The organism is Neorhizobium phenanthreniclasticum (genome assembly GCF_040066075.1).
GTDB lineage: Bacteria > Pseudomonadota > Alphaproteobacteria > Rhizobiales > Rhizobiaceae > Neorhizobium > Neorhizobium petrolearium.
On the sequence record NZ_JBEAAL010000001.1, the window covers coordinates 135940 to 156765 of the forward strand.

Below are 20826 nucleotides of genomic sequence, written 5' to 3' on the forward strand. Positions count from 1 at the left end.
TTATCCTGAGATTGCGTGTGTCTGGGGGCTGAGCCGGTCGGCGGCGCGGAGGGCTGCGAGCAGGCTGAGGCCGGTGTGATAACCGGGGTCGAGGTCGGGCGTGGCTGGGACGAAATCGGCCGGTCCGTCTTTCGTCATGGTCTGGTAGGCGATCGGCGGCATACCGCGCCAATAACGTTCGAAGAAAGCTGCATGCGCCGCTTTCCATATCTCCAGACTCTCGGCGCTGCGGGTGCGCTCGTGGCAAAGCGCGGCGGCGCGGATCGTCTCCGGCAGCGACCACCAGGGGCAATAGAGGCTCTGCGGCTTGCCGGTCGCAATCGAGACGGTCAGCGCGATGCCCGGCCCGACAAAGCCCTTGCGGAACGAAGAGACAAGAACGCGTTCCAGCGTTTCGATCAGCGCCGGATCGCAATTGTCGTCAAGGTAGTCGAGCGCGAAGCCCACGAATTCGATGCCGTGGCCGACATTGCAGGCATCTTCGCCCGGCACGTTACGAAGTAACCCGGTTCCGGCATCGAAATGAAGGTCGATGACATGAGCGATGAAGCGGTCGGCATATGCGAGATGCGCCGTATGGCCGAAGCGTTTCAGCGGGCCTGCAGCACCGAGCAGGATCATGCGCGGGCCGAAATCGTTCGCCTGCACAGCAAGGCTGTCGAGCGACAGCGGCCGGCGCTCATCCATCTGGAAACGGCCGTGCTCGATCGAGGCGATCACCCCGTCGAAATAGGCGAGATGGTCGGCCAGGCCGGCCAGGCCGTAACGGCTTGCGGCGGCGACCAGACCCTTGGCCACGAAGGCATCCGAATAGGTGTAGATCAGCGCCGGCCTTTCCTGGGGCTGGACGGTGCCGGCGGCATCCGCATAGACCGGCACCATGTCCCGGCCGTAGCAGAAATAGGCATGGCCGTCCGGCTTCTGCAGGGCGGCGAGCAGGTCGTAGAGGTGCCGGCCAGCCGTATCCAGCTTCTCGGCGAGCGGTGGCAGTTCGTGCTCAAAGAACTCGGCGTGGCCGACCAAGGCTTCAAGCCCGCGCCCCTGAATCCAGCCGTAGGTATAATCCGGGCCGCGGATGCCGTCTTCGGGACCATAATCCTTCAGCGTCAGGCTGTTCTGCTTGGTATTCAGGAACCCGCCGAGCATCGGCCGCTGCAACATCCAATAGAGCGTGCCGGCATTGGCCGCAGCATAGACGGTACGCGCTTCTTCGAAGAAATCCATCGCATCACTCCTTCAAACCGGTGCTTGCGACACCCTGCACGAAGTTGCGGCGCAGGATGACGAAAAGCAGGATCGAAGGAATAAGTACCGTCGCCGAAGCGGCGCTCAAGCGGCCGAGATCAACCGTGAAACCGGTCTGGAAGAGCGCCAGCCCCACTTCGATCGTGTAGCTCGTTCGGGTCGTGGCGACGATCATCGGCCAGGCAAAGGCAGTCCAGGCCTGGAAGAAGGCGAGCACTGCAAGCGCGCCCAGCGCGCCGCGAAGGAGCGGCAGGACGATGTGCAGAAAAATCCAGAATTCGCCGGCGCCGTCGATACGCGCCGCCTCCAAAAGCTCGTCCGGGATCGAATGGATGACGTTCTGGCGGATCAGGAAGATGCCGAAGCTCATCACCAGATAACCGAGCAGCAGGCCCCAGACGGAATTCAGGATGCCGAGGCTCTTTGCCTGGAAATAGAGCGGGATCATGTAGACCTCGAACGGTACGATCGCCGTCGCGAGGAACAGTGCGAAAATGACGTTCAAGGTTCCGAAGCGGAATTTTCCGAAGATATAGCCTGCAATCGCCGATGTCGCGACGATGGCAAGCGTCGAAAGGATGGCGAAGGCGAGGCTGTTGCCGATCCAGCGCAGGAGCGGCGTCTCGCCGAGCACGGCCGAGAAATTCTCCAAGGTCGGATCGCGAGGGATGATGGTCGGCGGCCAGGCAAGCATTTCGGCCGGCGTCTTGAAGGCGTTCGCCACCAGGAAGACGAGCGGCAACAGCATCAGCAGCGAGACGACGATGAGGAAAGCATCGATCGCGAGATTGGTGAGACGCTTCCTGCGGCGCAGGCGGCGGCCTTCGGCAAGCTCGTCCGGCGTCGGCTCCACATGAATGGTCGCAATATCGGTCGTCATGCCTTGCCCCTTTCCCGCAGCATCGAGAACTGGATCAGCGTCAGCACAAGCACGATGACCAGAAGCACCACGGCTTCCGATGCAGCATAGCCGACGCGGTAGTTGCGGAAACTGTTTTCCAGCATGTCGAGTACCAGCACGCGAACCTGTCTTCCAGGCGCGCCTTGCGCGTCGGATGCCAGCACGAAAGCCTGGGCATAGACGTTGAAGCCGGATACCAGCGTCACGACCGAGACATAGAGCGTGATCGGTTTCAGCATCGGGATCGAAAGATGCCAGAAGCTCTGTGGGCCGGAGGCGCCGTCGAGCTTTGCCGCTTCGTAGAGAGAAACCGGCAGGTTCTTGAAGCCGACGATATAGATCAGCACCGCATAGCCCAGCGCCTGCCAGGAGCAAAGCACGATGATGCAGATGACTGAAAGAACCGGGTCGAACAGCCAGTTCTGCGCCGGGATGCCGAAAAAGGTCAAAAGGGCGTTGAGCGGACCGAGCCGCGCGTCGAAGATCCACTTCCAAGCCATCGCGGCGGGCACCAGTGAGACGACATGGGGAATGAAGACGGCGGTCTCATAGAACCCCGCCATTCGCGATCGCGTGCGATGGAAGATCAGCGCGGCGATGACGAGCGCCATCGGGATCGTCAGCAACAGCACGCCAAAAGCGATGATCGTCGTGTTGACAAGCGCGTCGAGAAACAGGTGGTCGCCCATCAGTTCGCGAAAATTCGCGAGGCCGATGAACGGCTTCCGCTTCGAGAGGATGTCCCATTTGAAAAGGCTGAGCCTTAGCGTGTCGGCGATCGGATAGAGCCGCACGTAGGCGAAGATCGCCAGCGTCGGCAGGATCGCGAGGATCGCAAAAATGAATCTTTTGCGCTTCAGCATATGGTCATCCCCGAAGAGCGCCCGGGACGATGATGCCCCGGGCGGATGCAATTGGCGAGTGGCAGGTAAGCGATTATTTCGCCAACAGGCCTTCGCGATCGAGGATCGTGTCGACCTCATCGCTTGCCTTCTTCAGGAAGGCGTCGATCTTGGCGTCGTCACCGGCCATAGAGGCATCTCCGAAGGCGACGACAAGCTGCGCCGCTACGCGGGTCAGGATTTCCTCGATCGGGCCGATCGACGGCAGCGTGAAGAACTCATACCCCTGCGGATAATCGACGAAGGCCGCGAAAGCCGGCTGCTTGGTGGTCACGCTCGAATAATCGACGCCCGAGCGGTTGGGCAGCCAGCCCACATTCTCAAGCAGCCAGACGAGGTTTTCCGGCGAATTGGTCGCCTTGGCGAATTCCCAACCTATGTCCGCATCGTCACCGGCCACGTAGAGGTTGGTCGGCAGGGCGATCGAGCCCTTCGGCAGCGGCGCGGTTGCGTATTTCAGATCCGGTGCCTTCTTGGCGATATCGCCGATCACCCAGGATTCGCGGATGAACATGGCCGTCTGGCCGCGCTCGAAGGCATCGGCGTCAGCCGGCATTTCCGGCGTCACGGTCTTCAGCGTAAAGATGTTCTCGAGATACTGCTTCAGCGCCTTGCGGCCGGCCTCGTTGGCGAAATTGGTCTTCCACTTGCCATCACCGGCCGGAACCAGGATCGAGCCACCGAACTGATGCATGTTGATCCAGAATTTTTCCGCAATGCCCTGACCGCCGCCGGAAAGACGCAGGCTCCAGCCGGAAACGGTCGTTCTGCCGGAAGCGTCGCGCTGGGTCAGCTTCTCGGCATATTTGGAATAATCTTCCATCGTCTTCGGCGGTTCGGTGAGGCCTGCAACCTTGAACATGTCGGTATTGTAGAAGAGTGCACCCTGGCCGCGGAAGAGCGGCACGCCATAAACCGTATCGTCGTAGCTTGCCGTGTCGCTGAAGAACTTGTCGAAGTTCTTCGGGTCCTTCACGAAAGTCGCGATATCGTCCGGCGCTTCCGGAAGAAGATCGTTCTCAAGGTAGCGGGTCGCGGTCGAGCCGGAAAGCTCGATGACGGTGACACCTTCCTGCCCGCCCGTAAGGCCGAGCGCCACGCGCTTTTCATGTTCGCGAAGAGCGATCGCCTCGACCTTCACCTCAAGGTCCGGATGGGCAGCCTTCAGACCCTGCGCGACATGCTCGTAGAATGGCGCCATTTCCGGATAACCGCTCCAGACCGTCAGCGTCTCGGCCGAAGCGGAAGAAACGCCGGACAGCAGAGCGGCGCCGAATACCGCGTTCAGGAGCAGCGCGCGGGTGGAAATCCTGTTCTTTACTGATGCGTTTTTCATGTCCCTGTTCCCTCTTGTTGTTGACAAAAAAACTCTCATGCAACCGGTTGCGTGTCAAGCATCGGATGGCTGTTCGTGGCAGTGGAAATCATGTGTTCACTCTCCTCAATTGCCGGCAGCAAGCTCGATGGCGCAGGCGGCCAACGTCTCGGCGGAGCCCGGCGCGAACGTTGCCGCCAAACCGTAATAGCGGTGCGCCTCATCCACCTCATAACCGCCGTGCAGGAATTCACTTGAAGGCGGGATGTAGCCCGGATTGTCGTCGGCAAAACCGACAACGAAGGCCGGTTTTTCGGGACCGATTGCTGCACGGATCGCAAGCGCGGTTTCGGCAAATATCTCGCCGGGCAGCGCCACGACCGGCACACCGCCCCAGTCGAGCACGGTAACGCGGGCGGAAAGCGGTTCGGGCTCACCAGACGCGACAGCGCGAGCCCATTCAGCCCAATATCCAAGCAGGCTTCTACGGGCAGGCTCGGCCGTCAGAGCTTCTTCCCGCCAGCGTTTTTCGAGAACTTCGGGCGCTTCCGTCTCGCGTCGCCGAAAACCGAGGGTGACGGTGCCGTTTCGCGCTGTAGCGGTGCCGGAAATCGTTTGCTCCGAGGCTGCCAGGGCCGCCTCGGCGACCTTGCGGCCAATGCGTTCTGCGGCTTCGAAAGTCCGGTCCGGATTGGCCGAGAGCGTGATCGAGGCATGCGCCGAATGGCCGGTATTGGTATCTCCGACGCAGCCGGTCATGAACAACGCGACCGCACCGGGATAGGCTTCTTCCAGCGCCTGCCGCACGAAATGCGGATAGTCTGCCGTCCAGAGCAGGTTGTCGGCGGCGAGCACGACCGGGTGACAGGCATAGGCCGTTACGACCGCGATCATGGCACCGTTCTTGTCGCGAATACGCAGCAGCGGCAGGGGGGCGTCCACCGGCCCGCCGGGATGGCGGCGATTGCGGGCAATCCCCGGATCACTTCCCCGCCCTATCGTCATCGTCGCATGCTGACGCGCCGCGGCGGCCTTGTCGACGGCCGCGATACAGGCATCTTCCAGCCGCTCCAGGTAAGCGGGGTCGGCGGCAATGCTGAGCCGGCCGGCCATGGAAACCGGACCACCGTGATTATGGAGCGCGGCGACCACGACATTTTCCGCCGGCAACACGCAGCGCTTTCTGATCCGGGCGCTCATGGCCGCGTCGATGCCGATGACATCGGCCACGACCACCGCCGTTTCCCCGATCACCACGGCCCGCGCCGTCAGCGCGTCATGCGCACCTTTCGCCGGCAGGCTTCGGGCGGCAAAGCCGGACATGGCAAGACCTGGCGGCGGCGTGATATCGACGCTGGCGGCACCGGCTCGGATCATCCGCAAAACGCCTTCTCGCCATGAACCCAGGCCTCGCGAACCTTCAACTCACGTTCGCCTTCCGACCAGTCGAAGCGGATGAGATCGGCACGGGCACCGACCTCCAGCCTTCCGCGCCCGCCGACGAAACGTCCGGGATTTTGGGTCGCCAGAACCAAGGCATCCGCCAGCGGAATGCCCGCCATGTCGGCGGCGATCGCCACATTGGCGGAAAGCGGCAGGCTGGCGCCGGCGAGATAGGGCGTGCCGGCGACACTGATGCGGCCCTCCGGCGAAACCTCGACGCGGCCACCGACCGGCTGGTCATAACCGCCGGGCGGCATGCCGGCGAGCGCCACCATGTCGGACACAAGGATCGCCCGATCGATGCCTTTGGCGCGCAGCATGGCCTTGAACGTATCAGCCGGCAGGTGCCAGCCGTCGGCGATGAAGCTCGCCGTCAGCCGATCGTCGGCAAGCTGCGCCCAGATGAAATTCGGATGGCGCGGCAGCATGGCCGCCGCCCCGTTGCCGAGATGGGTGGAGAGCACCGCACCTGCTTCCGCCGCCGCATGGATTTGCTCCGGTGTCGCGGCCGTATGGCCGAGCGCGACATGAACACCGTGCGTCGCAAGAGCGCGGATATAGTCGCTACTGCCATCGTGTTCCGGCGCGATCGTCACCATGGATACGAGATTGCCGCAGGCCTGTTGCCAGCGATCGAATTCCGCAATCGAAGGCGGACGGACATGCTCCAGCGGATGCGCGCCGCGCGGGCCGTCCTTGTCTGAGATCGACGGGCCTTCGACATGGACGCCCGGCACCATTTCAGCGATCAACCGATGGCCGGCACGGATTTTCGCGATGGCTTCCAACGCCTGGAGGATCGCTTCCTCCGAGGCGGTAATGATGGTCGGCAGCCATGTGGTCACGCCGACGCCTAGAAGCTCTTCGCAAAGTGAGAGAACGATTTTCGGCGTCACCTCGCCGTTGTTCAGGTCGAAGCCGCGAAAACCGTTGACCTGCAGGTCGACGAGACCCGCCGAGAGAAAATGCGAGCTGGTGTTTTCTGCCGGGCGGATGGCGGAAATCCTGCCGTCCGCGATCTCGATCGCGATACCTTTGCCGGTGCGGGGATCGATACCGTCGACGATCATGGTCAGAGCGCCCTCACCCGCCCCTGGAATTTGCCGATGAAACGGGCATTCGCCTCGTCGCCGCCCGGCGCGTTGCCGCTACGCCAGACCGGCGGTTCGATGCCGCGCTCGACAAGCTTGGCGACCGTGCGGATCACCAGGCAATTGAGCGTGAAAGCATTGGCGAACGTGGAGATCGCCGCGATGTTCTCGCTCATGCCCGGCACGGCGACCACCGCGTCGCCAATCGGTACCTTGCAGTCAACGGCAATGTCGACGACGTCGTGCAGATTCTGCCTGGTCGGATGCCGCGCCGGATGATCCGGCGACGTGTTCGAGGCATGCTCACGGGAACTGATGCCGATCAGGAATGTGCCGCGCCGACGCGCCTCCAGCGCCGCATCGATCAGCGCCGCATTGATCCCGTAAGCATTCACCAGGATCAGCAGGTCGTTTTCGCCGAGCCGCTGGTTGGCGATCACCACCTTGCCGTAACCGGGCGTGCGTTCGATCGCCATGGAACGCAATGCCCCGTTCGAAAGCAAGGTGCCTTCGTCCAGTATGGCACTGATATGCATCAGTCCGCCGGCTCGGAAGAAAACCTCCTGCGAGGCAAGGTTGGAATGGCCGCCAGGGCCATAGATATGCACCAGACGGTCGGCGGCGATCTGATCCGCGAGCTTCGAAGCCGCCTGATCGAGCGGAGTCTTTTCCTCCTCCAGCACCCGGCGCATCAAGGCTTGGGTCGAGGCGAAATAACCTTCGCAGAGCTGATCCGCATCGATGACGGTCTTGTCAGGCATCGGGGTCGGAGTCCTTGTCGACATAGAGGGTGCATGCGGCGTGGTAGCGCAGGACGCTCGCCGGGCATTCGGTGGTCAGCGGACCGTAAAGCGTCTTCGAAACGGCATCGCGCTTGACGGCGCCCGGCACGACGCAGAACAGCCGGTCGGCTCTGAGCAGGCGCGGCACCGTCAAGGTGATCGCCTCGTGAGGCACGGAGGCGAGATCGGGAAAACACTCGTCATCGACCTGCTGCTGGCGGCAGACATCGTCCAGCTCGACGATCTTGACGTCCAGCGGATCGGCGAAATCCGCAACCGGCGGGTCGTTGAAGGCGATGTGGCCGTTGACGCCGATGCCAAGGCAGACGAAATCGATCGGCGCCTCGTTCAACAGGTCGGCATAGCGGCGGACCTCGGTCGCAGCATCCGGCTCCGGCGTGATGCGATGAACGGCTGCGAAGGGCAGCTTGCCGAAGACGTGCGCGTCCAGCCAGTTGGCAAAACGGGCGGGCGAAGACGGTGAGAGCCCGATATATTCATCCATGTGGAAAGCTGTGACGCGACTCCAATCGATGCCCGGCTTGGCGCAGAGCGCCTCCAGCATATCCGCCTGGCTGGGGGCGGCCGCAAACACCATCCTCACACCAGATTGACGGGCAAGACGCTCGGTCAAAGCAGCCGCAATATCCGCTGCCGCAGCAATCCCCATCTCGGCCCGTGTTGCAAAGCTCTCGACGACAAGCCGATCGAAGGTCTGCCGCGTTCTCGGCGAAGGGCGAAGGACGGTGGCAAGGTTCAATGCGGTCTCCATATCCTCATCTCAAGCGACCGGGAGATGCGCTTCCGCATCCGGTGCAGTCCCTTTTTCTTGTTGATGAAAGATTTTCATGCAACCGGTTGCATGTCAAGTGGATGAATGGCAGTCTTCGGGCTTGAATTGATGGAGCTTCAGGATTCGTGGTAGTCGGGTTCAAAACGGGCGAGTTTCCAGAATCCATGATCAAGCGAGCCAAGGGCGTCACCATCAGCCAAGTCGCGGAGGCGGCCGGCGTGGCGCGTTCCAGCGTCTCGCGCGCCTTCACGCGGCCGGACATGCTCTCGCCCGAAACGGTCGAGCGGATCATGAAGGCGGCGGAAGCGCTCGGCTACGTGCCGAACCATACGGCACGGGCGCTCAGCACCGGCCGCCACGGAAATGTCGGGCTGATCGTGCCGGATATCGCCAACCCTTTCTTCCCGCCGATGATCCGGGCTGCCCAGCTGGAAGCCGACCGCTCCGACTTCTGCATCTTCCTCGGCAATACGGAGGAAAACCCCAAGCAGGAGGACAAGCTGGTCGGCCGGTTCGCGGGCCAGGTGGAGGGGCTCGTGCTCGCCTCCTCGCGTCTTTCCGACGAGCGCATCCGCGCCCATGCCGGGAAATTGCCGCTCGTACTGATAAACCGCGACCTCGATGGCATTCCACGCGTGCTGATCGACAGCGGTTCCGGCGTGCACGAGGCAGTGGAGCATCTGGCCAAGCTCGGGCATCGCAAGATCGTCTATGTCAGCGGTCCCTCGACCTCCTGGTCGAACAAGCAGCGGCGTTCCGCCGTGCGGGCGGCCGCATCCAGCCTGGGTATCGAAGCCGAGACAGTGCCGGCCGTGCTGCCGAGCTACAATTCCGGACGCAACGCCGTCGGTGCGATCCTTGCAACCGGGGCAACGGCGGCGATCGCCTTTGACGACCTGACGGCACAGGGCGTGCTTGCCGGCCTTGCCGAAAAACATGTGAGCGTGCCCGGCGATTTCAGCCTGATCGGCTGCGACGACGTGCTCGGAGCCGTCACCTATCCGGCCCTCACTTCCGTTTCCAACCGTTCGATGGAAGCAGGCCGCGTTGCCGTCTCGCTGCTGCTCGACATGCTGCAATCACGCGCCATCCGTGATGTGCGCTATGTACTGGAAACCCATCTCGTGGTGCGGAACACGACGGCAGCCTTGCGATAAAGCACCGGGAACCTTGGCCCGCGGGACAGGTTTGGGAAGCATTCCAACCTTTCGCGGGAGGCGTTGATGCCCAAGAAGAAAAAGAAATGGTCGCAGGATGTGACTGAACACAGTGATGCCATGGACCTTCAGGAGGGCGTGTTCAAATCGCGCAGCCCCAAGAAGATTGCAGATTCGCTGAAACATTCGGCCAAAACCAGCGAGAGGCGCAAGTCGAATCCCTTCCGTTCGGCCATGTCGATGCTGACTTTCTATATCAATCGCGCCGGTGGCCAGCTTTCCAAATCACGGCGCGCAACGCTGGAAAAAGCCAAGGATGAGTTGCGCAAGGATTTCGGCCATGACCCGAAGCATTAAAACCGTGCCGCCGAGCCTTGATCCTGCCGCACCCGCCGCTGCCATGACCGTCGACACCATCTTCCTTGAACCCAGCGGCCAGGTGCCGAACCATCCGGGCCTGCCGGTGCTCATCTATCGCAACGCGATCCCGGCGGAAGGCGAGATGGCTCCCAAGTTCGAGACGTGTTTCAGCAAGAATGGCTGGCAGGGAACCTGGCGCAATGGCGTTTTCGATTACCAGCATTACCATACCGGCGCCCACGAAGTGCTAGGCATCGCCGCCGGCCGGGCGCGGCTTCTGATCGGCGGGCCGGATGGCGTGGAACTCAGCGTCAACGCCGGCGATTGCCTCGTGCTGCCGGCGGGAACCGGCCACAAGCGGATCGATGCGAGCCGCGATTTCCTGGTGGTCGGCGCCTATCCACCCGGCCAGCATCCGGATATCCAGACCGGCCCGGCAAGCGAGGCCCAGCTGCAAAAAATTGCACATCTTCCGATTCCCGCCACAGATCCGGTGGAAGGCGAAAACGGTGCGCTGAAGCGGTTCTGGGCACGCCGATAGGCCAAAAAACGAGCATCGGAACACGACGTCATAAGCGGACCCGCTCAGGCCATTAGATTTAAGCCGGAGCGCATTTTCCCGCAGGGAGATTGTTTGACGCTCCTCAAAATATATGGCTACCTTATACCGGAGCGCGAACGGGAGGAGACTGTCTCGCGTCATACTTTCCGGCCTCGCCCTTGATGTGCCGGACTGACTCTAGGAGGAGAGTGCAGTGAACCGCTTTCTCGCAAGCGCCCTGGCGCTGATGATTACCGCATGCCTGTCAGCGGGTGGCGCGAGCGCAGCCGAGGACAATTATCCCAGCAGGCAGATCACGCTGATTGCAGGCTTCCCCGCCGGCAGCGGTGCGGACGTCTATGCCCGCTTTTTCGCAAAGAAGCTCGAAGAGGCGCTCAAGCAGACCGTCATCGTCGAGAACAAGCCGGGCGGTCTCGGAAGCCTTTCGGTCGTCGCGCTGAAGAACGCGAAACCGGACGGTTATACGATGCTGATCGGCAGCGCCGACCAGTTCACCGCTGCTCCGCACGTCTTCCAGAATCCGCCCTACGATCCGCTCAAGGATTTCGACTACGTCGCCCCGGTCTTCAGCCAGGCATTCATGATGCTGGTGAACGCCAAGTCCCCCTATATGCATATTTCCGACCTGACCAAGGCGATGAAGGAAAAGGGCGACAAGGCATCCTATGCCACGCCGAACTTTCCGGCGACCATTCTTGCCGAGATGTACAAGGCCAATGCCGGCGGCCTCGATACCCTGCAGGTGCGCTACAAGACCAGCGCAGATACGCTGAACGATTTCTCAAGCGGGGCGATCGACTACATGGTCGGTGATCCGGTCTTCGGGCTGGCCCGCTCGCGTGACGGCACGTTGCGCATCCTTGCCGTCAGCACGGCAAAGCGTATTTCATCGGTCCCGGATATCCCGACTTTCGAGGAAGAAGGCGTGCCGAATGTGGACGTGCGTATCTGGTGGGTCCTGGCCGCACCCAAAGGCACGCCCAAACCAATCCTCGAAAAGATGCACAAGGTCATGACCGAGGTCACCACCAGCGACGATGCCCGCAAGTTCGTCGGCACCAATGGTGGTGAACCGATGACGCTCGACAGTCCGCAGGCCACTCTCGACTATGCGACCATGGACGTGAAGCGCTGGGAAGAGTGGGCGAAGATCGGAAAGATCGAGAAACAATAAGTAAAGCTTCGTGGGGACGGAGGCGGAAAAGGGTCGAAGGTAAATCTTCGGCCCTTTTTCTTTGTTGCTTTTTTAGAGGTTAGCCGCCCCTTCTGTCGGCACTGCCCCAGCTAGTCCCAATTCTGAACAACCTGTGATCGTAGTCCATCCTGCCGTTTTCCGGCGGGAAGTGAAATTCAGTACCGATTTCGCCGGAACAAGCCTCCCTGCCTTGGAGTTACACGCAAAACTCTACGGCAAGGCACAACCGATGAACACGCGCCCCCAATTCGCCTCACGGACCTCGCTCTCGCAACTGCCACCGCAGATTTATTACGTTCATCCGTTGATACTGAAAGGCCTGGACGCCTGGCGTGAAGTCTTTGCGCATGCCAAAGACCTCGGCTTCGACACCGTGCTGACCGCTCCCCTTTTCGCACGCGGCCGCAATGCCAGCGTCTTCGTGACGAGAAACTTCGACCGGCTCGACCCGGAGCTGGAATTGGGTACCTCCGTCGAGGATGGGTTCAAAGCGCTGATCGAAGCGGCCCGGGCGCAGGATCTCAGGCTGATGCTCGATCTCATCATCGATCGAGTGGCTGATGACGAACACACCGGCTCGATCGCCGCAGACCCCCGCGTGGCGCCGCAGGAAAGCCTGAGCCGCCGCATCGATTTCCTGAGTGAAGCCCGGCATGTCGAGGATTGGCGCAACCGCATGGCGTGGCTCGCCGGCCTTGGCATCGCCGGCTTCCGCTGCCTGGGGATCGGCCGCATTGCGCCGGAGGCGTGGTATAACCTCATCGTTTCGACCCGCAGAGCAGCACCGGGAACAAGCTTCCTTGCCTGGACGCCTGGCAGCGCCTTCGAGGATCGGAAGGCCCTCAAGGGTGCCGGCTTCGATGGCAGCTTCTCGTCCTTCGCCTGGTGGAATCTCGAAGAACGCTGGATCATGGATGAATACCAGATTCAGCGGCAGATCGGCTACCAGATCACCTTCCCGGAAGCGCCATTCGGCAAACGCATGGCCCATGGCACGGACAGCTGCGAGGTGCTGCAGCGCAAGGCGATCCGGGCGCTGAAGCTCGCTTCGACCTTTGCAAGCGGACTGATGATCCCGATGGGGTTCGAATATGGTGCGGCCGTTCCGCTCGACCCTTTGCACGGTGACGGGTTAGGCCTGCGCGGACTGCAGGATCAAGGCGCGTTCGATCTTTCGGGCGACATCCGCGCGTTGAACGCCAGCACCAACAAGACCGTCGCCGGTTTTGCCCGCCAGCCGTTGAGGCTCATCTCCGCCAGTCAGACACCAGCCGTCGCGTTGCTGCAGACGGATCAGGAGGACTTGCGGGCCTCGCAGAAAATCCGCGTCGTGGTGCTTAATCGCGACCTGCGCAAGGTTACCAGCGCGCCCTTCAACGTACTTCGCGAAGCCGCCTCCTCTTTTCTGCCGCTGACGGCACTGGACGACGAAAATGAAGTCTTCGCCGCTGAAATCGAGCTGAAGCCCGGCGAACTGCGCATCTTCGAGGGCCGGTCATCCGTCCCGGTCATCGATGCTGTCCCGGTGCCTACCGCCCAGGAAGCTGCCGCTTCGCCGCGCCTTGCGATCGAAAAGATCACGCCTTCGGTCGATGACGGCCGCTTCGTCGTCAAGCGTGTCGTCGGTGAAACGGTGAAGGTCGAGGCCGACATTTTCAGTGACGGGCACGATCCGCTTTCGGCGGCCCTGCTCTGGCGCGCGGCCGATGATGAGAACTGGCATGAAGTCCGCATGCAGCTTATCGAAAACGATCGCTGGCAGGCCGAATTCACGCCGAGACGCATGGGCCGGCATGAATTCGCGGTCGAGGGCTGGCGCAGTACCTTTGCCATCTTCCGCTACGAGTTCATCAAGAAGCACGAGGCGCGGCTCGATCTTCGCCTGGAAATCCAGGAAGGCATCAACCTCGTGCTCGATGCGCTCGACCATGCATCCGGCCAGATCAAAACGCGGCTGCAAGCTCTGTTCGACAAGCTGACGGAGGTGCAGGATACCCAGCGCACGGAAATCCTGCTGGCGGCAGAAACAGCCGAACTCATGGCGGAAGCCGACCGCAAGCCGCATTGCGTACGCTCCCAGGTCATCCCGGTCGACGCGGAACGCACGGCAGCCGCATTCGCAAGCTGGTACCAGATTTTTCCGCGCTCCCAGAGCGGCGATCCGGGCCGGCACGGCACGTTTGACGACGTGGTCCGTCGCCTGCCGGCGATCCGCGAGATGGGCTTCGATGTGCTCTACTTCCCGCCGATCCATCCGATCGGCAAGACGAACCGCAAGGGCAAGAACAACAGCCTGCGGGCAGCACCGGAAGATCCCGGCAGCCCTTATGCGATCGGCTCCGAGGCGGGTGGCCATGACGCGATCCACCCCGAGCTCGGAACATTCGAAGATTTCCGCCGGCTGATCGATGCCGCAAAGGAGCATGGCCTCGAAATCGCTCTCGACCTCGCGATCCAGTGCTCACCCGATCATCCCTGGCTGAAGGAACATCCCGGCTGGTTCGACTGGCGGCCGGACGGCACGATCCGCTACGCAGAAAACCCGCCGAAGAAATACGAGGACATCGTCAACGTCGATTTCTATGCCTGTGACGCGGTCCCGTCGCTCTGGATCGAATTGCGCGACGTTGTTCAGAAATGGGTGGATCAGGGTGTCAAACTCTTCCGCGTCGACAATCCGCACACCAAGCCCTTCCCCTTTTGGGAATGGCTGATCGCCGATATCCGCTCGCGACACCCCGACGTGGTCTTCCTGTCGGAGGCCTTCACCAAGCCGAAGGTCCTGTACCGGCTCGCCAAGATCGGTTTCTCGCAATCCTATACTTATTTCACCTGGCGCAACGCCAAGTGGGAACTCGAAGAATATATGCGCGAGATCACCACCGAAGAGCCGAAGGATTTCTTCCGGCCGCATTTCTTCGTCAACACGCACGATATCAACCCGGATTTTCTGCAGAATGCGCCGCGCCCGGCCTTTCTTATCCGCGCCGCGCTCGCCGCGACGCTTTCGGGCCTCTGGGGCGTCTATAACGGCTTCGAACTCTGCGAAGGCAGGCCAGATGCCAAGCGCAAGGAATATGCGGATTCGGAAAAATACGAGATTCGCGCCTGGGACCATGACCGGCCGGGCAACATCAAGTCCGAGATCACCATGCTCAACCGCATCCGCCGCGAGAACCCGGCGCTGCATTCGCATCTCGGCATCCAGCGTCTCACCGCCTGGAACGACAACATCATGTTCTACGAGAGGGCGAGCGCGGGGCGGGAGAACGTCCTGCTGATCGCAGTGAACCTCGATCCCTACAATGCCCACGAAGCGGATGTCGAAATTCCGCTCTGGTCATGGAACCTCCCCGACCACGCCGCGCTTGATGTCGAAGACCTGATCACCGGGCACAGGTTCACCTTAGCCGGCAAGATGCAGAGGATCAGGCTCGATCCTCATGCAGGACTGCCCTTTGCGATCTGGCGCGTGAGATAAGGGAAGAAAGCAAAATGGACATGACGACCACTCGCGGCCAGAACCAGGCCCAGCCCCACGAGACGGACCCGCTGTGGTACAAGGACGCAATCATCTACCAGCTCCACATCAAGTCCTTCTATGACGCCAACGGCGACGGCATCGGCGACTTCAAGGGCCTGCACGAGAAGCTCGACCACATCGCCTCGCTCGGCGCCAACGCGATCTGGCTTTTGCCTTTTTTTCCTTCCCCCCGCCGCGACGACGGCTACGACATTGCCGACTACGCGAATGTCAGCCCGGATTACGGCACCCTGGACGAGTTCAAGGCCTTCGTCGATGCAGCCCACGAGCGGGGTATCAGGGTCATCATCGAACTCGTCATCAACCACACTTCCGATCAGCATCCCTGGTTCCAGAGGGCCCGGCATGCGCCGCCCGGGTCGCCGGAACGGGATTTCTACGTATGGTCGGACGCGGATCACAAATTTCCGGAGACGCGGATCATCTTCCTCGACACCGAGAAATCCAACTGGACCTGGGATCCGGTCGCGGGGGCCTATTACTGGCACCGTTTCTATTCGCACCAGCCGGACCTCAACTTCGACAATCCGCTGGTGCTCGAAGAACTGCTCGGCATCATGCGCTTCTGGCTGGAGACCGGCATAGATGGCTTCCGGCTCGATGCGATCCCCTACCTCGTCGAGCGCGAAGGAACGATCAACGAGAACCTGCCGGAGACGCACGACGTCCTGAAGAAGATCCGCGCCGCGCTCGATTCCACCCATCCGGGCAGAATGCTGCTCGCCGAAGCGAACCAATGGCCGGAGGATACAAGCGAATATTTCGGCAATGGCGACGAATGCCACATGGCCTTCCACTTCCCGCTGATGCCGCGCATGTACATGGCGATCGCCAAGGAAGACCGCTTCCCGATCACCGACATCATGCGGCAGACGCCGGAAATTCCGAAGAATTGCCAGTGGGCGATCTTCCTCAGAAACCATGACGAGCTGACGCTCGAAATGGTGACCGACGAGGAACGCGACTATCTCTGGAACATCTATGCCGCTGACCGCCGTGCGCGTATCAATCTCGGCATCCGTCGCCGCCTATCACCGCTGATGGAACGCGACCGCAGGCGCGTGGAGCTCATGAACGGGCTGCTTCTTTCCATGCCCGGCACACCAGTCCTCTATTACGGGGACGAGATCGGCATGGGCGACAACATCTATCTCGGCGACCGCGACGGTGTCAGGACCCCGATGCAATGGTCGCCGGACCGCAATGGCGGCTTTTCCAAGGCCGACCCGGCGAAGCTCGTGCTGCCACCGATCATGGACCCGCTCTATGGCTACGAAGCCCTGAACGTCGAGGCCCAGAGTGCCGACGCCCATTCGCTGCTCAACTGGACGCGGCGGATGCTGGCGCTGCGCAACAAGCACCCTGCCTTCGGCCGTGGTTCGCTGAAATTCCTGGCGCCCGGAAACAGGAAAATCCTCGCCTATCTGCGCGAATACGATGACGAGACGATCCTCTGTGTCGCCAATCTCTCACGCCTGCCGCAGGCCGTGGAACTCGACCTCGCGCAATTTGCCGGCCGTGTGCCGATCGAGCTTTCCGGCATGTCGCCCTTTCCCCCTATCGGGCAGCTCACCTATCTCCTGACATTGCCGCCCTATGGTTTCTTCTGGTTCCAGCTCGCGGCGGAAGCGGATGGTCCGGTCTGGCGCACCGAGCCGCCGGAGCAGATGCAGGACATGGTGACGATGGTCGTGCGACGCGACCTGCAGGAATTGATCGACGAGCCGCGCCTTTCGAATACGCTTTCGAATGAGGTGCTGCCACCTTATCTCGGCAAGCGCCGCTGGTTCGGCGCCAAGGGTGAAACGCTACGGGGCGCTTCGCTCGTTGCGGCAACGCCGATTCCCTTCGCCAGCAACCTCCTACTTGGCGAACTCGAGGCGGACTTAAGCGGACGCAAGGATACCTACCTGCTGCCGCTTGCCGTCTCCTGGGACGACAGCCAGCCAACGGCGCTCGCCCATCAACTGGCCCTTGCCCGCCTCCGCCAGGGCCGCCGCGTCGGCTTCCTGACCGACGGCTTCGCGATGGAGAGCCTGGCACGCGGCGTCATCCGCGGGCTCTGTGAACGGGCGGTGATCTCCGGACGTGCCGGAACGCTGGAGTTTTTAGGTGCCGACCAGCTCGACTGCATGAGCGTCGCCGACGACATGCAGGTGCGCTGGCTCTCCGCTGAGCAATCCAACAGTTCCCTGATCCTTGGCGATATGGCGATGATAAAACTCATCCGCCACATCTTCCCGGGCATCCATCCTGAAGTGGAGATGACCCGTTACCTTACCAATGTCGGATACAAGAACACGGCACAGCTGCTCGGCGAGGTGGCCCGCATCGCGCCGGACGGTAAGCGATATACGCTGATCATCGTGCAGAGCGCCATCCGCAATCAGGGGGATGCCTGGAACTGGATGCTCAGCAACCTGCGCCGCTCGATCGATGAGGCGATGGTGACCGGCATCGACGGCGACATGGCGGACGAATATTTCAAGCCGCTCACCGACTTCGTCGCCAAAATCGGCCGGCGGCTGGGTGAACTGCATGTAGCACTGGCGCAACCAACAGACAACGAGGATTTCAAGCCGGTCTGGGCGACCGCCGCTGATGCGGACAAATCGCGCGAGGCGGTGACCACACGGATTTCCGAAAGCTTGTCGATCCTTGCCGATAGTATCGAAGCGCTGGAGTCGGACCTGGCCGCCGAGGCAAAGTCGCTGCTGGAGCGCCGCAATGATCTTCTGCGGCTCGGAGAACATCTTGCAGGAGCCATCGACGGCACGCTGCTGACACGCAATCACGGCGATTTCCATCTCGGGCAGATTCTGGTGGCGGAAGGCGACGCCTATATCATCGACTTCGAAGGCGAACCGACCCGCGATCTCTCCGACCGCCGCGCCAAAGCCAATCCGTTGCGTGACGTCGCCGGGCTTCTGCGGTCGCTCAGTTATCTCGCGGCCTCTGCCGATCTCGATCGGGAGGTTGTGAGCGAAGTGGATGATGTCCGCCACAACGCGCTCGTTGCCCGTTTCACCAAAATGGCCGAGCCCGCCTTTCTGCAGGCCTATTTCGACGCCACGGAAAGTTCGGACGCGTTGAAGATATCCAACGAGGTCCGCGACCGCATCCTCGACCTCTTCCTCCTTGAAAAGGCGGCCTACGAGATCGCCTATGAAGTCCGCAGTCGGCCGCACTGGCTGCCGCTTCCAATTGCCGGCTTCTCGGCGATCGCCTCGAGACTTCTGGAGAACGCCCGATGAGATATGAGCGCTCCGACCTGATGATCGGTACCGTCCGTGAGGGCTTGCAGGCCCTTGTGGAAGGGCAGCACGGCGATCCTTTCTCGATCCTCGGACGCCACCAGTACGGCGACCTTACCATCGTGAGAGCCTTTCTGCCGGGGGCCCTTTCGGTGCAGGTCGTGGAGGCAGATACGAGCAAGGTGCTGGCCGAACTGGAAACCATCCATGAGGGCGGATTGTTCGCTGGCGTGACCGGCAGCACTACGCCCTATCTTTTCCGCATTCGATGGCCGGACGCGGTGCAGGAAACGGAAGACCCTTATTCCTTCGCTCCGCTGCTCGGCGATCTCGACCTGCATCTCATCGCTCAGGGCACCCATTACGAGCTTGGACGAACGCTCGGAGCGATCCCGATGGAGGTCGACGGCGTCGAGGGTGTACGGTTCGCGGTCTGGGCGCCCAATGCCCGGCGCGTCTCGGCCGTCGGCGATTTCAATTCGTGGGACGGCCGCCGCCACCCCATGCGGCTCCGTCCTCAGGCCGGCATCTGGGAGCTTTTCGTTCCCCGGCTCACCCATGGCGAACGCTACAAGTTCGAAATCATCGACGCCCATGGCAATCTGCTGCCGCAGAAGGCAGACCCCGTCGCTCGCGCCAGCGAGGCCGCACCTTCGACCGCTTCGATCGTCGCCTCCTCAAAACCCTTCCGCTGGACCGACGAGGAATGGATGCGCGCCCGCCGCGCCGACCTCATCGGCGACGGTGCCATCTCGGTCTATGAAGTGCATCCCGGTTCGTGGGTGCGGATCACCGACGAGGGTAACCGGGTGCTCGACTGGGTGGAGCTCAGCCAGCGGCTCGTTCCCTATGCCGAAAGCCTCGGCTTCACCCATATCGAGCTCCTGCCGATCATGGAACATCCCTTTGGCGGCTCCTGGGGTTATCAGCCGCTCGGTCTCTTCGCGCCGACCGGCCGCTACGGCACGCCGGAAGATTTTGCCTATTTCGTCGATCGCTGCCATCAGGCGGGCATCGGCGTCATCCTCGACTGGGTGCCGGCACATTTCCCGACCGACGTCTGGGGGCTTGCCCGCTTCGATGGCACCGCTCTTTATGAGCATGAGGACCCGAGGGAGGGATTTCACAGGGACTGGAATACACTGATCTACAATCTCGGCCGCAACGAGGTGAAGGGGTTTCTGATCGCCAGCGCGCTCGAATGGCTGGAGCATTTCCATATCGACGGGCTGCGCGTCGATGCGGTCGCCTCCATGCTCTACCGCGACTACAGCCGCAATGAGGGCGAATGGATCCCGAACCAGTATGGCGGGCGCGAGAACCTCGAGGCGGTCGAGTTCCTAAGGCATCTGAACAGCATCATCCATGATCGCTGCCCGCATGCCTTTATGGTGGCCGAGGAATCGACCGCCTGGCCGGATGTGACGAAGAAGCCGGAAGAAGGCGGCCTCGGCTTCGATTTCAAGTGGAACATGGGCTGGATGCATGACACGCTGCATTACATGCAGGACGATCCCGTCTATCGCAAATACCATCACCACGCGATGACCTTCGGCATGATCTACGCCTATTCCGAGCGCTTCATGCTGCCGCTTTCCCACGACGAGGTGGTGCACGGCAAGGGCTCGCTGCTCGGCAAGATGCCGGGCAACCATTGGCAGAAACTCGCCAACCTGCGCGCCTATTACGGCTTCATGTGGGGTCATCCCGGCAAGAAACTGCTCTTCATGGGCGGCGAGATCGCTCAGGAGACGGAATGGAGCCATGACGCCTCCGTCCACTGGGACCTGCTCGACCGGCCGGATCATGCTGGCCTCCAACGGCTGGTCGGCGACCTGAACAGGCTTTATACGCAGGAGCCTGCCCTGCAGTTCGGTGACCTGCATCATGAAGGCTTCGAATGGGCCGTGGCCGACGACGCGGAAAATTCCGTCTACGCCATGTTGCGAAGCGCGGAGGACCGTTCCGCATACATCCTGATCGCATCCAACTTCACGCCGTTGCCGCGGCATGGCTACCGGATCGGGGTTCCTGTGGAGGGGCGCTGGGACGTGGTTCTGAACACTGACGCTGCAATCTACGGCGGCTCCAATTTCGGCCAGGGGGAAGCCTGGACGGAGCGCCAGCCGGCGCATGGCAAGGCCTTTTCCGTATCGCTCGCCCTGCCGCCGCTTGCGACGGTGTTTTTAAGGCAGAAACAGTAGCCGCTCCGGCGTTGCCCCTCATCCGCCTGCCGGCACCTTCTCCCCGTTCTGGCGGGGAGAAGGGATATGCCGTGCCGC

Annotated in this window: 15 protein-coding genes; 7 read left to right on the forward strand and 8 right to left on the reverse strand. The window is 61.7% G+C overall.

The annotated features are described in order from the left end of the window. The 8 genes from ABK249_RS00700 to ABK249_RS00735 all read right to left on the reverse strand — a co-directional run bounded on the left by ABK249_RS00700 (position 1) and on the right by ABK249_RS00735 (position 8439). The gene (locus ABK249_RS00700) at positions 1–1224 is read right to left on the reverse strand and encodes an AGE family epimerase/isomerase (protein ID WP_348861921.1); all 1224 of its coding nucleotides are present in this window, start codon (positions 1222–1224) and stop codon (positions 1–3) included. A gap of 4 nt (positions 1225–1228) precedes the next feature. Beyond that, positions 1229–2125 carry a carbohydrate ABC transporter permease gene (locus ABK249_RS00705; RefSeq protein WP_200884013.1) on the reverse strand — a complete coding sequence of 299 codons (897 nt, stop codon included), beginning with the start codon at positions 2123–2125 and terminating at the stop codon, positions 1229–1231. After that, positions 2122–3009, reverse strand: a complete 888-nt coding sequence (locus ABK249_RS00710) for a carbohydrate ABC transporter permease (protein ID WP_227702081.1) — start codon at positions 3007–3009, stop codon at positions 2122–2124. The genes ABK249_RS00705 and ABK249_RS00710 overlap by 4 nt, the downstream gene beginning before the upstream one ends. A gap of 73 nt (positions 3010–3082) precedes the next feature. Beyond that, the gene (locus ABK249_RS00715; protein WP_037158167.1) at positions 3083–4384 is read right to left on the reverse strand and encodes an ABC transporter substrate-binding protein; all 1302 of its coding nucleotides are present in this window, start codon (positions 4382–4384) and stop codon (positions 3083–3085) included. A 105-nt stretch (positions 4385–4489) separates the two neighbouring features. After that, positions 4490–5740: a neutral/alkaline non-lysosomal ceramidase N-terminal domain-containing protein gene (locus tag ABK249_RS00720; RefSeq protein ID WP_348861922.1), complete on the reverse strand. Its 1251-nt coding sequence runs from the start codon at positions 5738–5740 to the stop codon at positions 4490–4492. Beyond that, positions 5737–6876 carry an N-acetylglucosamine-6-phosphate deacetylase gene (locus ABK249_RS00725; protein WP_348861923.1) on the reverse strand — a complete coding sequence of 380 codons (1140 nt, stop codon included), beginning with the start codon at positions 6874–6876 and terminating at the stop codon, positions 5737–5739. The genes ABK249_RS00720 and ABK249_RS00725 overlap by 4 nt, the downstream gene beginning before the upstream one ends. Before the next feature lie 2 nt (positions 6877–6878). Further along, a complete protein-coding gene (locus tag ABK249_RS00730; RefSeq protein ID WP_348861924.1) occupies positions 6879–7658 on the reverse strand; it encodes an SIS domain-containing protein in 780 nt (259 codons plus the stop codon). Beyond that, positions 7651–8439, reverse strand: a complete 789-nt coding sequence (locus tag ABK249_RS00735) for a 6-phosphogluconolactonase (protein WP_320443005.1) — start codon at positions 8437–8439, stop codon at positions 7651–7653. Before ABK249_RS00735 ends, ABK249_RS00730 begins: the two co-directional genes overlap by 8 nt. Before the next feature lie 197 nt (positions 8440–8636). On the opposite strand from ABK249_RS00735, the gene ABK249_RS00740 reads away from it, so the two are divergent. From ABK249_RS00740 to glgB, 7 genes are all read left to right on the forward strand, one after another. Beyond that, positions 8637–9629, forward strand: a complete 993-nt coding sequence (locus tag ABK249_RS00740) for a LacI family DNA-binding transcriptional regulator (RefSeq protein ID WP_037158179.1) — start codon at positions 8637–8639, stop codon at positions 9627–9629. 66 nt (positions 9630–9695) lie between these two features. Beyond that, complete coding sequence (locus ABK249_RS00745) at positions 9696–9986, forward strand: DUF3175 domain-containing protein (protein ID WP_037158181.1); 291 nt, start codon at positions 9696–9698, stop codon at positions 9984–9986. Positions 9987–10029: 43 nt separating this feature from the next. After that, positions 10030–10530, forward strand: a complete 501-nt coding sequence (locus tag ABK249_RS00750; protein ID WP_037159821.1) for a cupin — start codon at positions 10030–10032, stop codon at positions 10528–10530. Between the two features lie 214 nt (positions 10531–10744). Beyond that, on the forward strand, positions 10745–11725 hold the full coding sequence (locus ABK249_RS00755) for a Bug family tripartite tricarboxylate transporter substrate binding protein (protein ID WP_348861925.1): 981 nt from the start codon (positions 10745–10747) through the stop codon (positions 11723–11725). Between the two features lie 250 nt (positions 11726–11975). After that, on the forward strand, positions 11976–15227 hold the full coding sequence (locus ABK249_RS00760) for an alpha-1,4-glucan--maltose-1-phosphate maltosyltransferase (protein ID WP_348861926.1): 3252 nt from the start codon (positions 11976–11978) through the stop codon (positions 15225–15227). Between the two features lie 14 nt (positions 15228–15241). Then, positions 15242–18544: a maltose alpha-D-glucosyltransferase gene (gene treS, locus ABK249_RS00765; RefSeq protein ID WP_348861927.1), complete on the forward strand. Its 3303-nt coding sequence runs from the start codon at positions 15242–15244 to the stop codon at positions 18542–18544. Next, positions 18541–20748 (forward strand): 1,4-alpha-glucan branching protein GlgB, encoded by a 2208-nt coding sequence (gene glgB, locus ABK249_RS00770; RefSeq protein ID WP_348861928.1) that lies wholly within the window; start codon positions 18541–18543, stop codon positions 20746–20748. Before treS ends, glgB begins: the two co-directional genes overlap by 4 nt. Positions 20749–20826: the final 78 nt, after the last annotated feature.

Excerpts from the sequence above, each read along its gene's own strand:
- ABK249_RS00715 (WP_037158167.1), bottom strand. The coding sequence starts at position 4,384 with ATGAAAAACGCATCAGTAAAGAACAGGATTTCCACCCGCGCGCTGCTC.
- ABK249_RS00740 (WP_037158179.1), top strand. The coding sequence starts at position 8,637 with ATGATCAAGCGAGCCAAGGGCGTCACCATCAGCCAAGTCGCGGAGGCG.
- treS (WP_348861927.1), top strand. The coding sequence starts at position 15,242 with ATGGACATGACGACCACTCGCGGCCAGAACCAGGCCCAGCCCCACGAG.
- ABK249_RS00745 (WP_037158181.1), top strand. The coding sequence starts at position 9,696 with ATGCCCAAGAAGAAAAAGAAATGGTCGCAGGATGTGACTGAACACAGT.
- ABK249_RS00750 (WP_037159821.1), top strand. The coding sequence starts at position 10,030 with ATGACCGTCGACACCATCTTCCTTGAACCCAGCGGCCAGGTGCCGAAC.
- glgB (WP_348861928.1), top strand. The coding sequence starts at position 18,541 with ATGAGATATGAGCGCTCCGACCTGATGATCGGTACCGTCCGTGAGGGC.
- ABK249_RS00720 (WP_348861922.1), bottom strand. The coding sequence starts at position 5,740 with ATGATCCGAGCCGGTGCCGCCAGCGTCGATATCACGCCGCCGCCAGGT.
- ABK249_RS00700 (WP_348861921.1), bottom strand. The coding sequence starts at position 1,224 with ATGGATTTCTTCGAAGAAGCGCGTACCGTCTATGCTGCGGCCAATGCC.
- ABK249_RS00710 (WP_227702081.1), bottom strand. The coding sequence starts at position 3,009 with ATGCTGAAGCGCAAAAGATTCATTTTTGCGATCCTCGCGATCCTGCCG.
- ABK249_RS00725 (WP_348861923.1), bottom strand. The coding sequence starts at position 6,876 with ATGATCGTCGACGGTATCGATCCCCGCACCGGCAAAGGTATCGCGATC.
- ABK249_RS00760 (WP_348861926.1), top strand. The coding sequence starts at position 11,976 with ATGAACACGCGCCCCCAATTCGCCTCACGGACCTCGCTCTCGCAACTG.
- ABK249_RS00730 (WP_348861924.1), bottom strand. The coding sequence starts at position 7,658 with ATGCCTGACAAGACCGTCATCGATGCGGATCAGCTCTGCGAAGGTTAT.
- ABK249_RS00705 (WP_200884013.1), bottom strand. The coding sequence starts at position 2,125 with ATGACGACCGATATTGCGACCATTCATGTGGAGCCGACGCCGGACGAG.